Here is a 19,076-nt window from a genome sequence, read left to right as displayed (position 1 = left end):
TGCCGTCGTGGTCGCCCGACCGGGTGAGGATCGCCCCGTACGGGGTGAAATCGGACAGAAGGTACTGACCGGTACAAGTCGGTCGCACTAGCGTCAGGCTGTCCACCTGCCCCGATCCGCCACCCGGCGGGTCGGCACGGCCGTCTACCTGGGGGATCTCGATGACGCTCACCGCGGACCGCGGATTCTTCGCGTTCGGCGACGACCTCGAGCGCCGTCGTCCCTCGCGTGAGCCGCGGCGGTCCTGGGCGTCGGCGGAGCCCTTCGTGCAGCGCAGCGTCCCGCTCGCCGCGACCGCAGGCGGGTCGGCGGGAGCCTGGCGTGCCGTGCGGGGTCGGTACGCGGCGACGGCCGCGACCTACGACGCGATGTGCGCCGCGGTCATCGCGTACATCGCGGTGATCGGACCGTTCTCGAGCACGATGGCGGCCATCGTGGCGCCGTCGGCGAGCATCGTCTTCGTCGCGCTCGTCGCGGCGTGCGGCGGGTACCGGCGCACCGAGCTGGGCGACGGACCCGGGGAGTTCCAGGCTGTCGCTCGCGCATCCGGCCTCGCGGCCGTCGCGGTCATGGTCTACGCCTTCACGACGGGGGCGCAGGTGCCGCGCGCCGGCGTCCTGGTCGGTGTCCCCGCGCTCGCCATGAGCGCCGGCCTCGTGCGCTACGTCCGTCGTCGTCGCCTGCACCGCGCACGCCGGGACGGCACCGCGATGCGCAGCACGCTCGTCGTGGGCGACCCGGCGTCGGTCACGCACGTCATCGGCGACCTCTCGCGCGAACCGCACCACGGCTACCGCATCGACGGCGTGTGCCTGCGCTCGCTCGACGGCCGCAGCGCCGTCTCGGGCGTTCCGGTCGTGGGCGGGCTCGCCGACGTCGTGCAGGTGGCGGTCGACCGTGCGGCCGAGGTGGTCATCGTGACCGGCTCGTGCCTCGGGGGAGAGGCGATGCGCCGGCTGTCCTGGGCGCTCGGCCGGGCCGGCGTCGACCTGGTCATGGCGCCCGACCTGCTCGAGGTGACGGGGCCGCGCCTGTCGGTGCGGCCGACCGCCGGGCTGTCGCTGCTCGAGGTCGAGCTCGACGCGCCGCGCCGACGGCTGCTCGCGAAGTCGGCGCTGGACATCTCGCTCGCGTCCGTCGTCGGGCTGCTCCTCCTGCCGTTCGTGCTGCTGCTCGCGCTCGCGGTGCGCTGCACGTCGCCGGGCCCGGCGTTCTTCCGGCAGCCGCGCGTCGGGGTCGACGGCGACACGTTCATGATCTGGAAGCTGCGCACGATGTACGTCGACGCCGAGCAGCGGCTCGCGACGCTCGCGCGGGCCAACCAGGGCGCCGGCGTGCTGTTCAAGATGCGCGAGGACCCGCGCGTCACGCCGATCGGCCGGCTGCTGCGCAAGTACTCGCTCGACGAGCTGCCGCAGCTCTGGAACGTCGTGCGCGGCGAGATGTCGCTGGTCGGGCCCCGCCCGCCGCTCGAGTCCGAGGTCGCGGAGTACGAGGACGCCGTGCACCGGCGGCTGCGGGTCAAGCCGGGACTGACCGGGCTGTGGCAGGTCAGCGGGCGCTCCGACCTCGACTGGGAGTCCGCCGTTCGGTTGGACCTGCGGTATGTCGACAACTGGTCCGTCGCGATGGACGTCATGATCCTGTGGAAGACGTTCCGTGCGGTGGCCACCGGATCGGGCGCCTACTGAACGTGGCGAGGACGCCGACCGACGCGGGCGCCCAGGGGCCGGCGGGACCGAACGACCGAAGGGAGAGGCGTGCCTGACGGGCCCCTGTCGATTGCGATGGTCGGCACGCGCGGCGTGCCCGCACGCTACGGCGGCTTCGAGACCGCGATCGAGGAGATCGGGCGGCGGCTCGTGCGCGACGGGCACCGCGTCGTCGTGTACTGCCGGCACGCCGACACCGGCACCGACGCCGACGACGGGCCGCGCCACCTCGGCATGGAGCGCGTGACGCTGCCCGCGCTGCGGCGGCGCTCGCTCGAGACCCTGAGCCACACCGCGCTGTCGGTCGCGCACCTCGCGGCGCACCGCACCGACGCCGCATTCGTCTTCAACGCCGCGAACTCCCCGCTGCTGCCGGTCCTGCGTGCCGCGCGGATCCCGGTCGCCACACATGTCGACGGGCTCGAGTGGAAGCGTGCGAAGTGGGGGCCCTCGGGCCGGCGGTACTACCGCCGTGCGGAGGCGCTCGCGGTGCGCTGGTCGGACGCGCTGATCGCGGACGCCCCCGGCATCGCCGCGTACTACCGCGAGGAGTTCGGCGTCGGCACGCGACTGCTGTCCTACGGTGCGCCCGTGCAGACCGCGCCGGGTCACGACCGGCTCGGCGAGCTCGGGCTGCAGCCCGGCGGCTTCCACGTGCTCGTCGCGCGTTTCGAGCCGGAGAACCACGTCGAACCGCTGGTGCGAGGATTCGTGGCGAGCGGCGCGACCCTGCCGCTCGTCGTCGTCGGGTCGGCGCCCTACGCCGACGAGTACACCCGCGCCGTGCACGCCGCGGCGGGCGACGACCCGCGTGTGCGGCTCGTCGGAGGCGTGTGGGACGCCGCGCTGCTGGACCAGCTCTACGCGAACGCGCGCACGTACCTGCACGGTCACAGCGTCGGGGGGACCAACCCGAGCCTGCTGCGGGCGATCGGGGCGGGCACCGCGACGATCGCGTTCGACGTCTCGTTCAACCGCGACGTCCTGGGCGACGACGGGCGCTACGTGCGGACGCCGGCCGACGTCGCACGCGAGGTCGAGGCGGCTGAGGCCGATCCCGCCGGGACTGCCGACCGAGGCCGGGCGCTGCAGGAGCGCGCGCGGCAGTACGACTGGGACGACGTCGCGCAGGGGTACGCGGTCCTGGCGGCCGATCTCGCGGCCCGCCGTGTGCCCGGGCCGCAGCGCGCGCGCCGCCGGCCGCACGCTGCCGGGGTGCTCGACGACCGCCCCGTGGGCGCGGAACCGGTGACCGCCGATGACTGATCTCGACCGCCGCAGCTCTCGGGCCGGGCGGGTGCGCGAGCCGTACCAGGTCACGGTCCGGCGGCTTGCCGACGCGCAGAAGCACGCGGCACGCGGCGCACCCGCGTACTCCCGCTTCGTGAACCGTCGGCTCGGACGGCTGCTCGCCGCGTGGGCGTACGGTCGCGGCCTGACGCCGAACCAGGTGACCGGCCTGAGCGCGCTCGCGACGTTCGCCGGCATCGCGCTGCTCGCGACGGTGTCGCCGTCCTTCGGGCTCGGTGCCGCGGTGACTGCCCTGCTCGTCCTGGGCTACGCGCTCGACTCCGCCGACGGACAGGTCGCGCGACTGACCGGCACGGGCAGCCCGGCAGGAGAGTGGCTCGACCACATGGTCGACGCGACGAAGGTGGTCACGCTGCCGATCGCGCTCGCGGTCGGGCTGTACCGGTTCGACGTCGTCTCGATCGGCTGGCTCGCGCTGCCGCTCGTCCACGCGGTCGTCGGGAGCGTGCTGTTCTTCGGGATGATCCTGACCGAGCAGCTGCGACGCGCGCGCGGCACCGTGCCGCTCGCGCCGGCCGCCGGGCGAGCGGCCTGGCTGCGGTCGGTGCTCGTGATCCCGACCGACTACGGCGTCCTGTGCTGGAGCTTCCTGCTGCTCGGCGTGCCGGTCGCGTTCGTCGCCGTGTACGGCTTCGTCGTCGTCGCGACAGGCCTGTTCACCTGCGCGGCAGCGGTCAAGTGGTACCGCGAGCTCAGCTCGACCGGAGACGCCGAGTAGCGCCGCGACCCGTTCGAGTGTGTCCAAGATCACATCCGAACGGGTGAAAGTTCATCCGCCGGGGTGAACTCGCAGGTGGGGCGACCTCTTCGCATTCGCCCTGTCGTGTCCGTTTCGTTACCTGGAGCGTCCTGCTGCTGTCACCCGTTCGGCCGTACCCCTAGGCTCCCTGCAGCAGAGGCGACGCAACCCGTGGCGCCGGCATCCGGGAGAAGCTGTATGGCGACGAGAAGCGCGCGCGGACGTGGGTGGAGAGCGGTGCTGGCGGGCGGAGTCGTCGGCGTCCTGACCGGTGTACTCGTCGTCTCGCAGCCACTCTCGGCGCAGTCGGCCGACACGTACCGGCTGGATCAGCGCCTCCTGACCTCGACGGTGATCCGTCCCAGCGCCTCGATCGTCGTGGCTCTGCCCATCCCGTCCGATGCCACGGCTGTCTCCCTCGTCGTGGCCGGCAGCGGCGCCTGGCGCCCGGCGCGCCTGTCGCTGTGCCCCGGGTCGACCGCGACGGCGGCCTGCACGGCCAAGCCACAGCTCGTCACGCCGACCCTGAAGGTCGGCTACGCCAGCGTGGCGCTGGACGTCAAGGGCGCCGGTCGCCGGATGGTCGTGCACAACGAGGACGCGAGCGTGAGCGTGACCATCCGCCTCGCGACGTACACGGGGCCGACCGCGCCCGGCGCCACGCCGACGCCGACGCCGAGCGCCACCACGCCGACGCCGACGCCGACCGCGACGCCCAAGCCGACGCCGACCGCGACGCCCAAGCCGACGCCGACCCCCACGCCGACGCCGACCCCCAAGCCGACCCCGACGCCGACCCCCAAGCCGACGCCGACGCCCACCCCCACGCCCACGCCCACCCCCACGCCGGCCCCGGCCCCGACGCCGGGGAAGATTCCCGGCCCGTCGAACACGGGCGTCCCGGCGGGCACCAAGCTGACGGTCCACCAGGGTGACCTCACGATCAGCAAGGACGGCACCGTCGTCGATGCGCTCGACGTCCGGGGGTTCGTCCGCGTGACCGCGAAGGACGTCGTGATCAAGCGGACCGTGATCTCGGGTCGCCACCTGACGTCGAGCCTCGGCCTCGTGATGGTGATGCCGGGGGCCAGTGTCACGATCGAGGACTCGGAGATCTACGCGGCCGAGCGTTCGCCTTACGTCCGCGCGATCATCGGGCACGACTTCACGCTGACCAGGGTGAACATGCACACCGTGGTGGACCAGCTCATGATCACCGGGAGCAACGTGCTGGTGCAGGACTCGTGGCTGCACGACAACATCTACTACACGTCGGACCCGACGAACGGCGGTAACGCGACGCACGACGACAACGTGCAGATCTCGATCGGCAGCAACATCAGGCTGCTGCGCAACACGCTCGAGGACACGCACAACGCCGCCGTGATGGTGACGCAGGACCAGGGCAAGGTCAGCGGTCTGGAGCTCACGGGCAACACCATCGGCGGCGGCGCGTGCTCGGTGAACCTCGCGGAGAAGTCCTACGGCTCGATCGCCGGCGTCGTGATCCGCCAGAACGAGTTCCTGCCGACGCAGGTGTTCAAGAACTGCGCGATCATCGCCGACTCCGGCACGATCCCGCTGCTCTCGCTGAGCAAGAACACGTGGGAGTCGGGCGCGGCGGTCACGGTCACGCAGCGGACCTGACGGGCCGTCCGGCGACGAGCGCATCCAGCTCGTCGCGCACGACGGACGCGTAGCGCGCCGTGCTGAACCGGTCGAGCGCGTCGGCCCGGCCTGCCGCGGCGAGTCGTGCGCGCAGCGCGCGGTCCTCGTGCAGCCGGCGCAGCGCGTCCGCGAGCGCGGCGGCGTCACCGGGAGCCACGAGCAGGCCCGTGCGCTCGTCGTGCACCACCTCGAGCAGCCCCTGAGCAGCGGAGGCGACCACGGCGCGTCCGGCCAGCATGGCCTCGACCGCGGTGTTCCCGAACGGCTCGACCCGTGACGGCACCAGGGCGACGTCCGCACCCGCGAGCTCCGCCCACGGCGGGTGCACGAAGCCGAGGAGCGTCACGCGATCCGCGAGCCCGAGCGCGTCGATGCGCGTCCGCAGCTCGTCCTCGAACCACTCGTAGCCGTCGAACGTGCTGCCCGCGAGCCGCAGCCGCACGTCGAGACCCTCCCGCACGAGCAGCCCGACCGCCTCGACCGCGACGTCGGTGCCCTTGCGCGGCGACAGGCGCCCGACGAGCACGAGCCGCAGGTCGTCGTCGGCGGCGACGCGGGCGGGCACCGGGCCGGCCGGCGGCCCGGGAACGCCGTTCGGGACGACGCGCGTGCGCTCGCCGAGACGCCCGAAGACCCGCGCGAGCGCGTCCCGGGCCGCGGCGCTGTTGGACATGATGCGGTTCGCCACGAGCAACGGCGCGGTGAGGCCCGCGGTGACGAAGCGCGACTGGTCCGACTCGGCCTCGTGCACGTGGCACAGCACGGGCACCCGGGCGAGGCGCGCCGCGAACAGCCACGACGGGATGGTCACGGTGCTCACGTAGAGGGCGTCGGCACCCTCCCGGCGCAGCCACCGCGCGGCACGCCACATCGCACGCGCGCTCGCCGCCGCGAGCCCGACGAGCCCGCGTGGCGAGAGCAGCGACTTGCGCAGCACGGGGAACGACGCGACGACGACGCGTGCGCCCCGGGCGGCGCCGCGCTCGGCGAGCGGACCGGGTCCCGGCAGCACGAGCGTCACGCGCCAGCCGCCGTCCACGGCGGCGGTCAGCGACTCGAGCATCTGCTGGTCCGCGCCGTAGAGCTCGGTGGACGGATGTGCCACGACGAGGTGGCGGGCGGGCGTCATCCGACCTCGCCGGTGGCCGCGCGGGCCGCGCCCGTGGCGCCGGTCGCGTCGAGCGGCCACGCCGGCCGACGACGCCGGGCGTAGCGCAGGCCCGACAGCGTGCCGCGCGTGACCGCGAGCAGCGGTCCGGGGCCGCGCAGGAGCTGACGCCGGCCACCGCGGAGCACCACGGCGCGCCCCCAGCCGATCGAGTGCCGCGACCACCGCCGGCGTCCGGCGCCGTCGAGGTGGTGGGCCGCGAACATCAGGCGGTTGCGGCAGTTCTGCTCGTAGTACATGTCGGAACGTCGCCGCGAACCGGCGTGCTCCTGCGTGCCACCGACCTCGTGCATCGTCGTCAGGTCACGCCGCACCGCGAGACGGAGGCCGGCGGCCCGCGCACGCCAGGACAGGTCGACGTCCTCCCAGTACAGGAAGTAGCGCTCGTCGAACCCGGCCAGGAGCTGCCATGCGTCGTCGGAGACCGCGAGGCACGCGCCGGAGAGCCACGCCACGTCGTCGTCGCCCGCGGTGCCGGTCGCCCGGGTCCGACCGAGGCCGAGGTCGAGCGTCCCGCCGGAGAACCACGTGCTCCCGTCCGCGCGCAGCACCACGGGCGCGACGAGCGTGTCCGGCCTGGCCCGCACGTCCGCGAGCAGCGCGGCTGCTGTCGACGACGACAGCGAGAGGTCGGGGTTGACCATGAGCAGCGAGCGTGCGCCGCGCGCGAGCGCGTGCCGGGCGGCGAGGTTCACGCCCGCACCGAAGCCGTCGTTGGGCGACTCGACGACGTGCCAGCCGCGGCTCGCGCCGAGCGCGACGGTCGCCGAGCGTTCGTCGTCGTCCGGCGAGTTGTCCACCACGACGACGTCGGCGTCGAGCCCGTCGACCGTCGCGGCCAGGTGCCGGGCCAACAGGTCGCTCGAGCGGTGGCTCACCACGAGCACGGCGGCATGCGCCGGGATCGGTGCGCTCACGAGCGACCTCCGGTCGGGGGTGGGACCGGGCCCGGTACCGGGTGGAATCGGACACGGTGGACTGCACGGATGCTAGCCCAGCGGGTACTGTCCGGACCGGGGCGGACAGGGTGAACCGCCAGGCAGGAGGCGTGCGGGAGCCGCACGTGGACCCGGGGCGGGGTGGTGCGGGTGGCAGTCACGGCGCAGTCCCGCGCGCGGTCCGACGTGCAGCCCCGGTTGCGCGTCCTGCAGTCGTTCCGCACGCCGCGCACCACGACGAACCCGTACCTCGTCCAGCTGCGTGACGCGCTCGGTGCGAGCGCGGACGTGCGCACGTTCTCCTGGCGCGCCGCGCTTCTCGAGCCCTTCGACGTGCTGCACGTGCACTGGCCCGAGGTGGTCGTCGAGCGGCGCAGCCGGGTGCGGCACCTGGCTGCGTGCGTGCTGTTCGCGCTCGCGGTGCGCCGTGCGTCGAGCCGAGGTCGTGTGCTGGTGCGCACGGTGCACAACCTCGCCCCGCACGAGGAGCCGGACCGCGCGAGCGCCGCGGTGCTGCGCTCGTGCGACGCCCGTACGGCGTGGTGGATCCGCCTCACGGACCGGACGCCGGTGCCCGACGAGGCGCGCGTGACGACCGTGCCGCACGGGGACTACGTCGCGTGGTTCGCGGACCGTCCGCGCGCCGAGGTGGTCCCGGGGACGATCGCGTACGTCGGCCTGATCCGCCCCTACAAGGGGGTCGAGGACCTGCTCGACGTGGTCGCCACGATGCCCGATCCGGGGCTGCGGCTCGTCGTGGCGGGCAGTCCCGCGGACGACGAGACCCGGCGCGTGCTCGAGCAGCGTGCCGCCGCGGACCCGCGCGTCGTGCTCGACCTGCGCTATCTCGACGACACCGCGCTCGTCGAGCGGCTGACGTCCGCCGAGCTCGTCGTGCTGCCGTACCGCCGCATGCACAACTCGGGTGCGCTGCTGCTCGCGCTCTCGCTCGGGCGCCCGGTGCTCGCGCCCCGCACGGACGTGAACACCGACCTGGCGCACGAGGTCGGCGAGCGGTGGGTGCAGCAGTACGACGGCGACGTGTCGGCGGACGCGATCCGGCGCGCGCTCGAGGCGGTGCGCGCCGACCCGCACCCCGCGCCGCCCGACCTGTCGGCGCGGACGTGGCCGGTCGTCGCGGACGGGCACCTGGCGGCGTACCGCGACGCGCTGGAGCTGGCGCGGGGACGGGTGGCCCGATGAGCACGGTGGGTCCGATGCGCACGGTCGGTCCGGTGCGCACGGTGGTGGCGATGCTCACCTACCGCAGGCCCGACGACCTCGCCGTGGCGGCGCCGGCGTTCCTCGCGCAGGCCGCGGAGGTGGGCGCGAGCCTGCTCGTCGTGGACAACGACCCCGACGCCTCGGCGCGGGTGTGGGTGCAGGGACTCGACGACGACGCCGTGCGGTACGTGCACGAGCCCCGCCCGGGCATCGCCGCCGGCCGCAACCGCGCGCTCGCCGAGGTGGGGGACGCCGACCTGCTGGTGTTCGTCGACGACGACGAGACGCCCGAACCCGGCTGGCTGCGCGCGCTGCTCGCCGAGCACGAGCGCTCGCGGCCGGCGGCGGTCGTCGGTGCGGTGGTGTCCGAGTTCGCCGGGCAGGTCGAGCCGTGGGTGTCCGAAGGCCGGTTCTTCGAGCGCCGGCGCCTGCCGACCGGGACCCCCGTGGACGTCGCGGCGACCAACAACCTCCTGCTCGACCTGGCCCAGGTGCGCGCGCTCGAGGTGACGTTCGACGAGCGGTTCGGGCTCAGCGGCGGCAGCGACACGCTGTTCACCCGCACGCTCGCGCGCCGCGGCGGGCGGCTCGTGTGGTGCGACGAGGCGGTTGTCGTCGACCACGTGCCGGCCGATCGCGCGACGCCGCGGTGGATCCTGGCGCGGGCGCGGCGCAGCGGCAACTCGGCCGCCCGCGCGGAGGTCGCGGCGACCCCGGGCCGGCTCGGGCGCGTCGTCGTGCGTGCGCGGTTCCTGGCACGCGGCGGGGTGCGGATGATCGGCGGCGGGGTGCGCATCGCGCGCGGCGCGCTGACCGGATCGCAGGTCGCACGGCTCGTCGGGCGTCGCAACGTGCAGCGGGGGGTCGGGATGCTCGGCGGAGCGTTCGGGCACGTCGTGGTCGAGTACGGCCGTCCTGCGCCGGTCAGCCGCGAGGCCGACGCAGCGCCGCAGTGACCGCGGCGCGCAGCGTGGCGACGTCGCGGCGGAACGGCGGCGCGAGCGCGAGCAGGGCCGCGGCGCCCAGTCCGGCGAGCAGTCCGGCAGCGACCTGCAGCCACGGCGACCCGTCCCGCAGGCACCAGGCCGCACCGGCGGACGCCAGCCCCGCGACCGCTCCGATCGTCAGCGAGCGGCCCGCACCGCGGTAGAGCGCCGCGACCGGGAACGGCGTGAGCCGGTTCAGCCACCACAGCGACAGCGGCCACGCGATCATCGGCGCGATCGCGTACCCGGCGGCGACGCCGACGACGCCCCAGAAGCTCCCGACGAGCACGCACGTGATCCGGATGACCGCAGAGACGGTCGAGTACTGCAGCAGCTGGCGGGTCAGCCCCCGCGCGAGGTAGACCCAGTAGCCGACGTACGAGAGCGTCTGGAAGATGCCCGCGACCGCGAGCAGCCGCAGGATCGGCGGGACCTGCGCCCACGCGTCGCCCAGCAGGATCTCGACCGTGGGGTGCGCGATGCCGATGAGGATCGCCAGGCCGATCGCGACGGGGTAGGCGAGCGTGAGCTGGCCGGCCCGCACGATCCGGTCGAACTGCGGGGTCGTGCCCGCGCGCGAGAGCACGGGCAGCGCGACGGTCGTGGAGGGTGCGCGAACCTGGTTCAGCGGGTTCATCAGGAGCTGGAACGCGCGGTTGTACAGGCCCAGCGGGGTCGGGCCGAAGCGGTGCCCGATCGTCATGGAGTCGATGTTGTTGGCGAGGTAGCCGATGAGCTGGGACCCGAGCAGGTAGCCGCCGAACGAGTACAGGTGCCGCATGGGCGCCTTGCGGTCGAACCGCCCCGGCAGCCAGCGCCCGACGATCGCGAACGCGACGAGCCCGACGGCCGCGCCCGTGAGCTGCTGCGCGACGAGCGCCCAGTAGCCCGCGCCGATCACGGCGAACACGATCGCGGCGACCAGCGCCGCAGCGGGCGAGAGCACGTCCACGAACGCGACCGCGCGGAAGCGCATCGCGCGCACGAGCGAGGCGCGGTACTGCGTCATCATCCCGTCCAGCAGGAACATCCCGGCCAGCGCCTGCGTCACGGGTACGAGCGCGGGGGTGTCGTAGAACGCGGCGATCGGCGCCGCGGCGACGAACGTGACGGCCCCGAGCAGGAGGCCGATCGCGCTGTTCGTCCAGAACAGGTTGTTGCGCTGGCCGTTCGACAGGTGGGGGGCCTGCACGGCGGCGGCGCTCAGGCCGAAGTCGCGCAGCAGGTCGCCGACCCCGACGATCGCGAGCACCATCGCGACGACGCCGTAGTCGTGCGGCGAGAGCAGCCGCGCGAGCACGACGACGCTGCCGACCTGGATCGTCAGACGTGCGCCGAGCCCGATGACCGTGACGGCCGCGCCACGGGCGGCCCGTCCGGCGAGGTCGCCGGCCTGCTCCACGTCGCGGTTCACGTCGCCGTTCACGTCGTCGTTCACTTCGTCGTTCACGTCGCGGCTCATGTCTCCCGCGCGACCCCCGCGCGCACGCGCCGGAAGGTCCCGCGCGCCGTGCGGACGGCGGCCCGGACGTCGCCCGCCGCGAGCCTCAGCAGGCCGAACCCGCGGTAGCGCGGGACCCGGGCGCCGCCGAGCCGGGCACCGACCAGGCGTCCGGCGAGCGTGCTGCGGCGGGCGCGCTGCAGCGGCTGGACGCCCACGACCTCGTCGGGCTCGACCGGACGTCCCGCCAGGACGCCCGCCGCGAACGCGCGCTGCACGATGTCCAGCCCGCGTGGTGTGCGCGCGACCAGCGCACTCACGCCGTCCGACTCGGCGAACAACGGGTAGCCGCGTTCGTCGGTGGTCCACAGGTCCCCGGCGGTGACGTCCGCGCTCTCGCCGATGCCGTCGGGGCACACCTTGCAGCGCCACTGCACCGCCGGGCCCAGCGTGGTGCCCCAGGACTCCTCGTACGACGCCGACGCCTCGCGGCCGTCGTCGGTCGTGGCCGTGAACCGGCCCGGCCAGCCGTGACCGCGGTACCAGAGCGACGCGAGCGGTTCGTCGGGGCCGATGCCGAGGTCGGCGAGCACCGCGTCGGTGGCCCGCTGGGACGGGGTGCCGGCGCAGAAGAAGGAGAGGAGCACGGGCGCCGGGCCGCCGGCCGTAAGCGCTCGCAGCGCGCTCACCTCGCACGGCTTGCCGACGGTCACGCCCGCGGCGTCCGAGGCCGCGGGTTCGGCGCACACGGCCACCGGTGCGTACCGCGAGCCCGCGGCGGCGAGCGCCTCGTCGCGTGTCGTGATCTGCACCGCGACCGTCCGACGGGGGTCGGGCGCGGCACCCGCGGCGACCGAACGGACGGCCTCCCCGGTCTCGACGAGCCAGGCCTGCAGCGCGGTGAGCACGCCGCCGCTGCTGCCCTGCCGGCGCAGCTCCGGGTCGAGCGCCCACGCCTCCCAGCAGCCCAGGACGGGACCGAGCAGCGGGTGCCGGGTCGCGCCGGGCGGCCGTTGCGCGGCGACGTTCCGGCCCGGGCAGACCTGGTCGAACCGCCGCACCTGCGAGGACGCCGCGGCCGAGGAGGTGGTCGCGGCCGCGGGCCGGGTGCGCCCGGGTCGCGCGAACCCGGCCGCCGACATCCGCATCGTGAGGCCGTCGTCGAGGAGCGTGCACGCGCCGCAGCCCGAGCAGAGCCCGGCCGCGACGACGCCGGCGATCGCTGTGTCGAGGTCGTGCCTCACCGGGGCGCCCCCGCCGCCTGCAGCGTCGCGGTCACGGGCTCGAGCAGCTCGTCGGCGCGGTGCAGCACGCCGGCCACGTCGTCGGAGAGGGGCCGTTGCGCGACGTCGAGGACCTCGTCCACGGGCGCCGACGACGAGCGCAGGTCGACCGTGTGCGCCCAGCCGAGGTCGGCGAGCAGCGGCGCGAACTTGCGTGAGTACGCGAGCGGGACCGCCGGGGTGCCGGTCGAGAGCGCGTTGAGGCACGCGTGCATGCGCGAGCCGATGACGAGCTGCGCGGACGCCGTGAGCTCGCGCACGTGCGTGAGGTCGTCGGGGACCAGGACCGCGACGTCGGGGTCGTCCAGCAGCGTGGCGGCCTCACGCACCGCGGGGACGTCGTTGTCGGGCCCGGCGGCGTCGAGCACGTGCGCGAGCAGCGAGACGTGCCGCCCCGACGCGACGAGCTTGCGGCTCAGATCGAGCACGGTCTCGCGGTAGCGCAGGTGGTCCACGTGCGGGTTCGGCGTCCAGAGCAGCCCGGAGACGTTGAGCAGCACGTCGCGTGTGCGCTCGACGGCCGGGCGGGGCAGCGCGAACACGACGTCGGTCGCCAGCAGGTCGACGGGTCGTCCGAGCCGCTGTGCGTACTGCGCGCTCACCGCGTCCCGCGCGATCACGGCGGCGCTGTGCCGCAGCGTCCAGCGGGCCATGGCGCGGCCTCGGCGCGAGTCGAACGGGCCCACGGTCTGCGGACCGAGGACCACCGGGGTGCCGGCGCCGACCGCGAGCTGCGCGACGAGGCTCTGGCTCAGGAGGCGCCCGCGCCCGTAGATGTCGGCGAACGAGTCGCCGCCGCGGGTGTCGATCGCGACGTCGAAGTCCGCGAGCCAGTCACGCAGCGGGAGCCGGGGGTCGAACCGTGCCTGCACGAGCCGGCGCCAGCTGCCCAACGGCATCGGGCTGACCGCCGAGCCGTAGTAGAGGTGCACGACCTCCGCACCCGGCCACGACCGCTGCGCGAGCTCCGCGGTGCCCGCGGCGAGCGCGCGCACCCCGAGATTGGTCGAGCGGTCGTCGGCCCACAGGACCAGCACCCTCACGTCGGCCTCCTCCGGCTCGGCTGCCGCCGACAACGGCGTGAGTCTAGGTTGGCGCTGTCCCTTCTCGGTCGACTTGTCCGAGAGATCACCCGGGTGCTTGTGTCCGCCGACGCCACCTCGCGCCGCAGGTGAGCGTCATACTTGCGGCCTGCGGGCTGCTGGACGGCCGCCCGGGGAGGGGTGGGGAAGATGTCCGACGAGGCCGAGCCGACGAGCTCGCGGCGTTGGTGGTGGATCGGCGGCACCGCCGTGGTCGTCGTGGCTCTCGTCGCGGTGCTCGTCGGGGTGAACGCCGCGTCCGACGACGACGCGACCCCCGATGCCGGCTCGTCGTCCACCGGCCCCGCGACCGCGTCGCCCACGCCGTCGCCGGAGCCGACCGTCGCACCCACCGAGGCGCCCACCGCCGACGCGACGCCTTCGCCCGAGCCGACGCCCGAGCCGACCCCCGACGCGACGCCGCCCGACGTCCCGCTGGTCCCGGTCCCGCCGATCGACGACCGTGAGCCCACGCAGCCCCCGCCGGGTGAGCCCGGGGTCGTCGGCGGGGTCGCGGCCGAGGTCACGCAGGTGAAGGACGTCGAGTCGCAGGGGACCGGTCCCGGTGAGGTCTCGGGTCCCGCCTACGCGCTCACACTCGTCCTGCGCAACGACTCGTCGGAGCCCTACGACCCGTCGACCCTCCAGGTGAGCCTGTTCGCCGGCGCCGCGGGCATCCCGCTCGCCTCGGTCGACTCCGACCCGCGCGTCTCCGTCCCCACGGCCCCGCTCGCACCCGGGACGAGCGCGACCGCGACGTACGTCTTCGCCGCGGGCGACCCCGACGACCTGCCGCTCGCCGCGTTCGTCGACCTCGCGCCGGATCTCGCCCCGATCGTGTTCCAGGGCCTCGTTCCGCGCTGAGGCAACCGTCGGGAGACCCTCCCGGGTGAATCCGCCCGGTGGTGCGGGTGAACTGCGCCCAGCACCCTCGGACGCGTGTCCAATGTGCGTATATCGTCCGCCTTGTCCGAAATATGCAGTCGTGCGTGCGTGCACTCGTTCGCACGCGGCGAAGGGCGGGGCCGAATGCTCAGGAACACGAAGACGGCGCGACGCCTCGCGGCGGTCGTCGCGGTCGCGGCGATGACGACGATCGGCCTCGCCATGCCGGCGAGCGCGGACACCGTGCCGTTGGACCCGACCAGCCCGAGCACACCGCCGACGGTCTCGACCGACGCGCTGCCGACGGTGCAGATCGACGGTGTCGTGTGGGACCAGGTCGTGGTCGGCACGACCGTCTACGTCGCGGGCAAGTTCACGACGGCCCGGCCCGCGGGGGCTGCGCCCGGTGTGAACACCGTCGTGCGCAACAACCTCCTGGCGTTCGACATCACGACCGGCAACCTGATCCAGAGTTTCGCGCCCAGCCTCGACGGGCAGGCGCGTGCGATCACGCGTTCGCCCGACGGCAGGCGCGTGTACGTGACCGGCGACTTCAACAAGGTCGACGGCGTCTACCACGTCCGCGTCGCGGCGATCGACACCGCCACCAACCAGGTGGTCGCGGCCTTCCGGCCCACCCTGGCGTCGGCGGGCCTGGCGATCGCGGCGAGCAACACCACCGTCTACGTGGGTGGGAACTTCAAGTCGGTCGCGAGCCAGACGGGCGGGACGCTCGTTCCCCGGATGTACCTCGCGGCGCTCGACGGGCAGACCGGAGCGCTCACGTCGTTCCAGGCCGACGCGAACGCGGCGGTGACGTCGCTGGCCTACTCGCCCGCGGCGGACAAGGTCTTCGTGGGCGGTCGGTTCACGCAGCTGGCCGGCACGTCGTTCTACGGGCTGGGCACGGTGGACCCGGTCACGGGTGCCGCGATCCCGCTCCCCGCCAACTCGACGATCCGCAACGCGGGCAACGCGTCGGCGATCCTCGACCTCAACGTCGACGGCGCCAAGGTCTACGGCACGGGCTACCACTTCGGCTCAGGGGGCAACGTCGAGGGCGTCTTCAAGCTCGACGCGCCCTCCGGCACGGTCGACTGGGTCGCCGACTGCCACGGCGACGGCTACCAGTCGTTCACGATGGGCGGCGCGGTGTACCTCGCGACGCACCAGCACTACTGCGGCAACATGGGCGGCTTCCCGCAGACCGACCCGTGGCAGATCCACTACGGCACGGCGTTCAGCGAGCAGGCCACCGGCGTCAACACCGCGGACATCTACGGCTACCCGGACCACGTCGGCGAGCCCGCTCCGTCGCTGCTGACGTGGTACCCGGACTTCATCTCCGGCACGTTCACCGGTCAGGGCCAGGCCGGCTGGAGCGTCACCGGCAACGATCAGTACGTCGTGTTCGGCGGCGAGTTCCCGGGTGTGAACAACAAGGGGCAGCAGGGTCTCGTCCGGTTCGCGGTGCCGAGCATCGCGCCGAACCAGCGTGGTCCGCTGACCGCGGACGTCGAGGGCAACCCGTGGACGGCCGGCGCGTCGTCGTTCGTCAAGGGCCAGGTGCGCGTGACCTTCCCGACGACGTGGGACCGTGACAACGAGACGCTCACGTACCGCGTCTACCGCGGCTCGACGAGCACCACACCCATCAGCACCAAGACCATCACGGCCAAGTTCTGGAAGCCGGTGACCACGCTGGTCAACGACACCGGGCTCCCGCTGGGCAGCACGCAGCAGTACATCGTCACCGCGACCGACCCGTACGGGAACGTCGCGCGGACGCCTGCGGTGAGCGTGACCGTCAACTCGACGGACGAGCTGAGCGCGTACGCCGGCGCGGTGTTCGGCGACGAGGCGACCTCCTTCTGGCGGCTCGGTGAGCCCTCGGGCTCGGGCGTGACCGACTGGGCGGGCGGACTGCCGGCCGTCGCGGGCAGCGGCGTGACGCGCGGCGTGACGGGTGCGATCTCGGGCGACCTCAACACGGCGGCGCACTTCGACGGCTCGACCAGCGGGTTCGCGGCGACGCAGACCTCGATCTCCGGACCGCAGACGTTCTCGATCGAGGCGTGGTTCCGCACGACGACGACGGCCGGCGGCAAGATCGTCGGCTTCGGCAACGCGAAGACCGGCAACTCGAACAACTACGACCGGCACATCTACATGGACACGTCGGGCCGGCTCCTGTTCGGCGTCTACCCCGGCTCGTCGCAGACGCTGCAGAGCAGCAAGTCCTACAACAACGGTCAGTGGCACCAGGTGGTCGCGACCCTCGGTGCGGGCGGCATGCAGCTGTTCGTGGACGGGACGCGCGTGGGCCGGCGCACGGACGTGACCTCGGCGCAGTCGTACTCGGGCTACTGGCGCATCGGCGGCGACACGCCGTGGTCCGGTGCCGCGTACTTCTCGGGTGACATCGACGACGTGTCGCTGTACCCGACCGCGCTCACGACCGCTCAGGTCGACGCGCACTGGGTCGCCTCGGGCCGGACCTCGACGCTTCCGACCGCACCCGCCGACGCCTACGGCGCCGCGGTGTTCGGGCTCAGCCCGGACCTGTTCTGGCGGCTCGGCGAGGGGAACGGCGTGAGCACGGCGGCCGACTCGGGCGCGTTCGGCAACACGGGCACGTATCGAGGTACCGTGACGCGCAACGTGGTCAGCGGCGTGCAGGGTCCGGCGAACAACCGCGGCGTGTCCTTCAACGGGGGGGCCAACAACCTCGTCAGCGCCGTGAACGCGGCCGTCAACCCGACGACCTACAGCGAGGAGCTGTGGTTCCGGACGAGCACGTCCAACGGTGGCAAGCTCATCGGCTTCGGCGACGCGACGACGGGCACCTCGAGCAGCTACGACCGGCACGTCTACATGGAGACCGACGGCCGGCTGACGTTCGGCGTCTGGACCGGGACGACGAACACCATCACGACCAGCGGCACGTACCGCGACAACGCCTGGCACCACATGGTGGCGACCCAGTCGCCCGACGGCATGAAGCTGTACGTCGACGGCACGCTCCAGGGCACGAACCCGCAGACCCAGGCGCAGGCGTACACCGGCTACTGGCGCATCGGCGGCGACACGACCTGGGGACCGCAGCCGTGGTTCAACGGTGCGATCGACGAGGTCGCGGTCTACTCGATCGCGCTCACGCCGGCGCAGGTCGCCCAGCACTACGCGCTGGGGACCGGGACCGTGCCGAACCAGGCGCCGACGGCGTCGTTCACGAGCACCACGAGCGACCTCTCGGCGCAGTTCACCTCGACGTCGACGGACACCGACGGCACGGTCGTCGGCTACGCGTGGACGTTCGGTGACGGCGGCACCTCGACGCTGGCCAACCCGTCGCACCTGTACGCGGCGGGCGGCACGTACGCGGTGACGCTCGTCGTGACCGACGACGACGGCGCGACCGCGACGGCGAACGGATCCGTCACGGTCACGCCGCCCAACCAGGCGCCGACAGCCGCGTTCGTCCCGACGGTGGACCACCTGACGGTCGACGTGGACGGGTCGACGTCGAGCGACGTCGACGGCACGGTGGCCTCCTACCAGTGGTCGTTCGACGGCGTGGTCTCGGACGAGCACGGGCCGACGGACTCGTTCACGTTCGGCACGCCGGGTGACCACACGGTCTCCCTGGTGGTGACCGACGACGACGGCGCGGTGAGCGTGGCGTCGACCCAGACCGTGACGACGTTCCCGCTCCCCGTGAACCAGGCCCCGACGGCCGCGTTCACCTGGACGCCGAGCGATCTGACGGTCAACGTCGTCGGCACCAGCTCGACGGACCCCGACGGCACGGTGGTGTCCTACCGCTGGGCGTTCGACGGTGTCGTCGGCGGAGGCTCCGCCTCGACGGCCAGCCACACGTTCTCGACCGCCGGCGACCACACGGTGACGCTGGTCGTCACCGACGACGACGGCTTGGACAGCTCGGCCACCACGCAGACCGTGACCGTCACGGCCCCGACCGGGCCCGTGGTGTTCGGGTCCGAGACGTTCACCCGGACCTCGGCCAGCGGCTGGGGCACGGCGGACACGGGCGGCGCGTGGACCCTCGCGGGTGCGGCCTCGCTGTTCAAGGTGACGGGCACGACCGGCACCGTCACGGTGAACGCCGGCTCGACCCCGAAGGCGCGTCTCGACGCGGCGTCGGGACAGGACGTCGACGTGACCGGGACGCTCGTCCTGGACAAGCTGTCGAACGTGGGCACGGTGAGCGCCTGGGTGTCGGCCCGCACCGGCGGCAGCTGGACGTCCGAGTACGCGCTCAACGCGAAGGTCACGCAGACGGGTGCCGTCTCGGTGCAGCTCCTGCGGCGACTGTCGTCGGGTGAGACGACCCTCGCGACGGCGACGCTGACCGGTGTCACGTACGCACCGGGCACGCAGCTCAAGTTCCACCTGCAGGCGGTGGGCTCCGGGACCACGACGATCCGCGGGAACGTGTGGACCGGCGCGACCGAGCCGGCCACGTGGCGGCTCACGGCGACCGACACGACGGCCGAGCTGCAGGACGCCGGGGGTGTCGGACTGGGCCAGTACGTGGCAGCGTCGACCACCAACGGGCCGGTCCTGTTCACCTGGGACGACCTGAAGTCGGTCGGTGTCGAGTAGCGAGGAGAACGGC

At 73.5% G+C, this 19,076-nt stretch carries 13 protein-coding genes; 8 read left to right on the top strand and 5 right to left on the bottom strand.

All coding sequences use genetic code 11. The features are described 5' to 3' along the window. Nucleotides 1-161: 161 nt before the first annotated feature. The 4 genes from CCO02nite_RS08165 (at nucleotide 162) to CCO02nite_RS15675 (ending at nucleotide 5,409) form a co-directional block, all read left to right on the top strand. Nucleotides 162-1,691 carry a sugar transferase gene (locus CCO02nite_RS08165; RefSeq protein ID WP_146842638.1) on the top strand — a complete coding sequence of 510 codons (1,530 nt, stop codon included), beginning with the start codon at nucleotides 162-164 and terminating at the stop codon, nucleotides 1,689-1,691. Between the two features lie 96 nt (nucleotides 1,692-1,787). Continuing rightward, a complete protein-coding gene (locus tag CCO02nite_RS08160; RefSeq protein WP_146842727.1) occupies nucleotides 1,788-2,978 on the top strand; it encodes a DUF1972 domain-containing protein in 1,191 nt (396 codons plus the stop codon). Then, a complete protein-coding gene (locus tag CCO02nite_RS08155) occupies nucleotides 2,971-3,741 on the top strand; it encodes a CDP-alcohol phosphatidyltransferase family protein (RefSeq protein WP_146842637.1) in 771 nt (256 codons plus the stop codon). The genes CCO02nite_RS08160 and CCO02nite_RS08155 overlap by 8 nt, the downstream gene beginning before the upstream one ends. Before the next feature lie 258 nt (nucleotides 3,742-3,999). Beyond that, complete coding sequence (locus CCO02nite_RS15675) at nucleotides 4,000-5,409, top strand: hypothetical protein (protein WP_186812631.1); 1,410 nt, start codon at nucleotides 4,000-4,002, stop codon at nucleotides 5,407-5,409. Here CCO02nite_RS15675 and CCO02nite_RS08145 read toward each other — a convergent pair. After that, nucleotides 5,393-6,559, bottom strand: coding sequence for a glycosyltransferase (locus tag CCO02nite_RS08145; RefSeq protein ID WP_146842636.1), 1,167 nt, complete (start codon nucleotides 6,557-6,559; stop codon nucleotides 5,393-5,395). The two genes, CCO02nite_RS15675 and CCO02nite_RS08145, sit on opposite strands and share 17 nt — an antisense overlap. Then, entirely contained in the window at nucleotides 6,556-7,515 is a 960-nt protein-coding gene (locus tag CCO02nite_RS08140) for a glycosyltransferase (RefSeq protein WP_186812630.1), read from the bottom strand. Before CCO02nite_RS08140 ends, CCO02nite_RS08145 begins: the two co-directional genes overlap by 4 nt. Nucleotides 7,516-7,686: 171 nt before the next feature. Here CCO02nite_RS08140 and CCO02nite_RS08135 point away from each other — a divergent pair, with 171 nt between their 5' ends. Further along, nucleotides 7,687-8,739, top strand: a complete 1,053-nt coding sequence (locus CCO02nite_RS08135; RefSeq protein WP_186812629.1) for a glycosyltransferase — start codon at nucleotides 7,687-7,689, stop codon at nucleotides 8,737-8,739. Continuing rightward, nucleotides 8,736-9,716 carry a glycosyltransferase family 2 protein gene (locus CCO02nite_RS08130; protein WP_246117427.1) on the top strand — a complete coding sequence of 327 codons (981 nt, stop codon included), beginning with the start codon at nucleotides 8,736-8,738 and terminating at the stop codon, nucleotides 9,714-9,716. The genes CCO02nite_RS08135 and CCO02nite_RS08130 overlap by 4 nt, the downstream gene beginning before the upstream one ends. Here the strand turns inward: CCO02nite_RS08130 and CCO02nite_RS08125 are convergent. The 3 genes from CCO02nite_RS08125 to CCO02nite_RS08115 are packed head-to-tail and all read right to left on the bottom strand — an operon-like array spanning nucleotide 9,685 to nucleotide 13,513. Then, on the bottom strand, nucleotides 9,685-11,196 hold the full coding sequence (locus CCO02nite_RS08125; protein WP_246117426.1) for a lipopolysaccharide biosynthesis protein: 1,512 nt from the start codon (nucleotides 11,194-11,196) through the stop codon (nucleotides 9,685-9,687). The two genes, CCO02nite_RS08130 and CCO02nite_RS08125, sit on opposite strands and share 32 nt — an antisense overlap. Before the next feature lie 8 nt (nucleotides 11,197-11,204). Beyond that, nucleotides 11,205-12,431 carry a Coenzyme F420 hydrogenase/dehydrogenase, beta subunit C-terminal domain gene (locus CCO02nite_RS08120; protein WP_146842633.1) on the bottom strand — a complete coding sequence of 409 codons (1,227 nt, stop codon included), beginning with the start codon at nucleotides 12,429-12,431 and terminating at the stop codon, nucleotides 11,205-11,207. Further along, nucleotides 12,428-13,513, bottom strand: a complete 1,086-nt coding sequence (locus CCO02nite_RS08115) for a polysaccharide pyruvyl transferase family protein (RefSeq protein ID WP_186812627.1) — start codon at nucleotides 13,511-13,513, stop codon at nucleotides 12,428-12,430. Before CCO02nite_RS08115 ends, CCO02nite_RS08120 begins: the two co-directional genes overlap by 4 nt. Before the next feature lie 189 nt (nucleotides 13,514-13,702). Here CCO02nite_RS08115 and CCO02nite_RS08110 point away from each other — a divergent pair, with 189 nt between their 5' ends. Next, on the top strand, nucleotides 13,703-14,416 hold the full coding sequence (locus CCO02nite_RS08110) for a hypothetical protein (RefSeq protein ID WP_146842631.1): 714 nt from the start codon (nucleotides 13,703-13,705) through the stop codon (nucleotides 14,414-14,416). Between the two features lie 165 nt (nucleotides 14,417-14,581). Then, nucleotides 14,582-19,063: a LamG domain-containing protein gene (locus CCO02nite_RS08105; RefSeq protein ID WP_146842630.1), complete on the top strand. Its 4,482-nt coding sequence runs from the start codon at nucleotides 14,582-14,584 to the stop codon at nucleotides 19,061-19,063. Nucleotides 19,064-19,076: the final 13 nt, after the last annotated feature.

The sequence above is a fragment of the Cellulomonas composti genome, assembly GCF_007990245.1.
GTDB classification, from domain to species: Bacteria; Actinomycetota; Actinomycetes; order Actinomycetales; family Cellulomonadaceae; genus Cellulomonas; species Cellulomonas composti.
This window is presented reverse-complemented; position numbering and strand designations above follow the sequence as displayed.

What these genes read in the sequence shown, in the direction of transcription:
- CCO02nite_RS08145 (WP_146842636.1), bottom strand. Translation starts at nt 6,559, where the DNA reads ATGACGCCCGCCCGCCACCTCGTCGTGGCACATCCGTCCACCGAGCTC.
- CCO02nite_RS08155 (WP_146842637.1), top strand. Translation starts at nt 2,971, where the DNA reads ATGACTGATCTCGACCGCCGCAGCTCTCGGGCCGGGCGGGTGCGCGAG.
- CCO02nite_RS08110 (WP_146842631.1), top strand. Translation starts at nt 13,703, where the DNA reads ATGTCCGACGAGGCCGAGCCGACGAGCTCGCGGCGTTGGTGGTGGATC.
- CCO02nite_RS08130 (WP_246117427.1), top strand. Translation starts at nt 8,736, where the DNA reads ATGAGCACGGTGGGTCCGATGCGCACGGTCGGTCCGGTGCGCACGGTG.
- CCO02nite_RS08165 (WP_146842638.1), top strand. Translation starts at nt 162, where the DNA reads ATGACGCTCACCGCGGACCGCGGATTCTTCGCGTTCGGCGACGACCTC.
- CCO02nite_RS08160 (WP_146842727.1), top strand. Translation starts at nt 1,788, where the DNA reads ATGGTCGGCACGCGCGGCGTGCCCGCACGCTACGGCGGCTTCGAGACC.
- CCO02nite_RS08105 (WP_146842630.1), top strand. Translation starts at nt 14,582, where the DNA reads ATGCTCAGGAACACGAAGACGGCGCGACGCCTCGCGGCGGTCGTCGCG.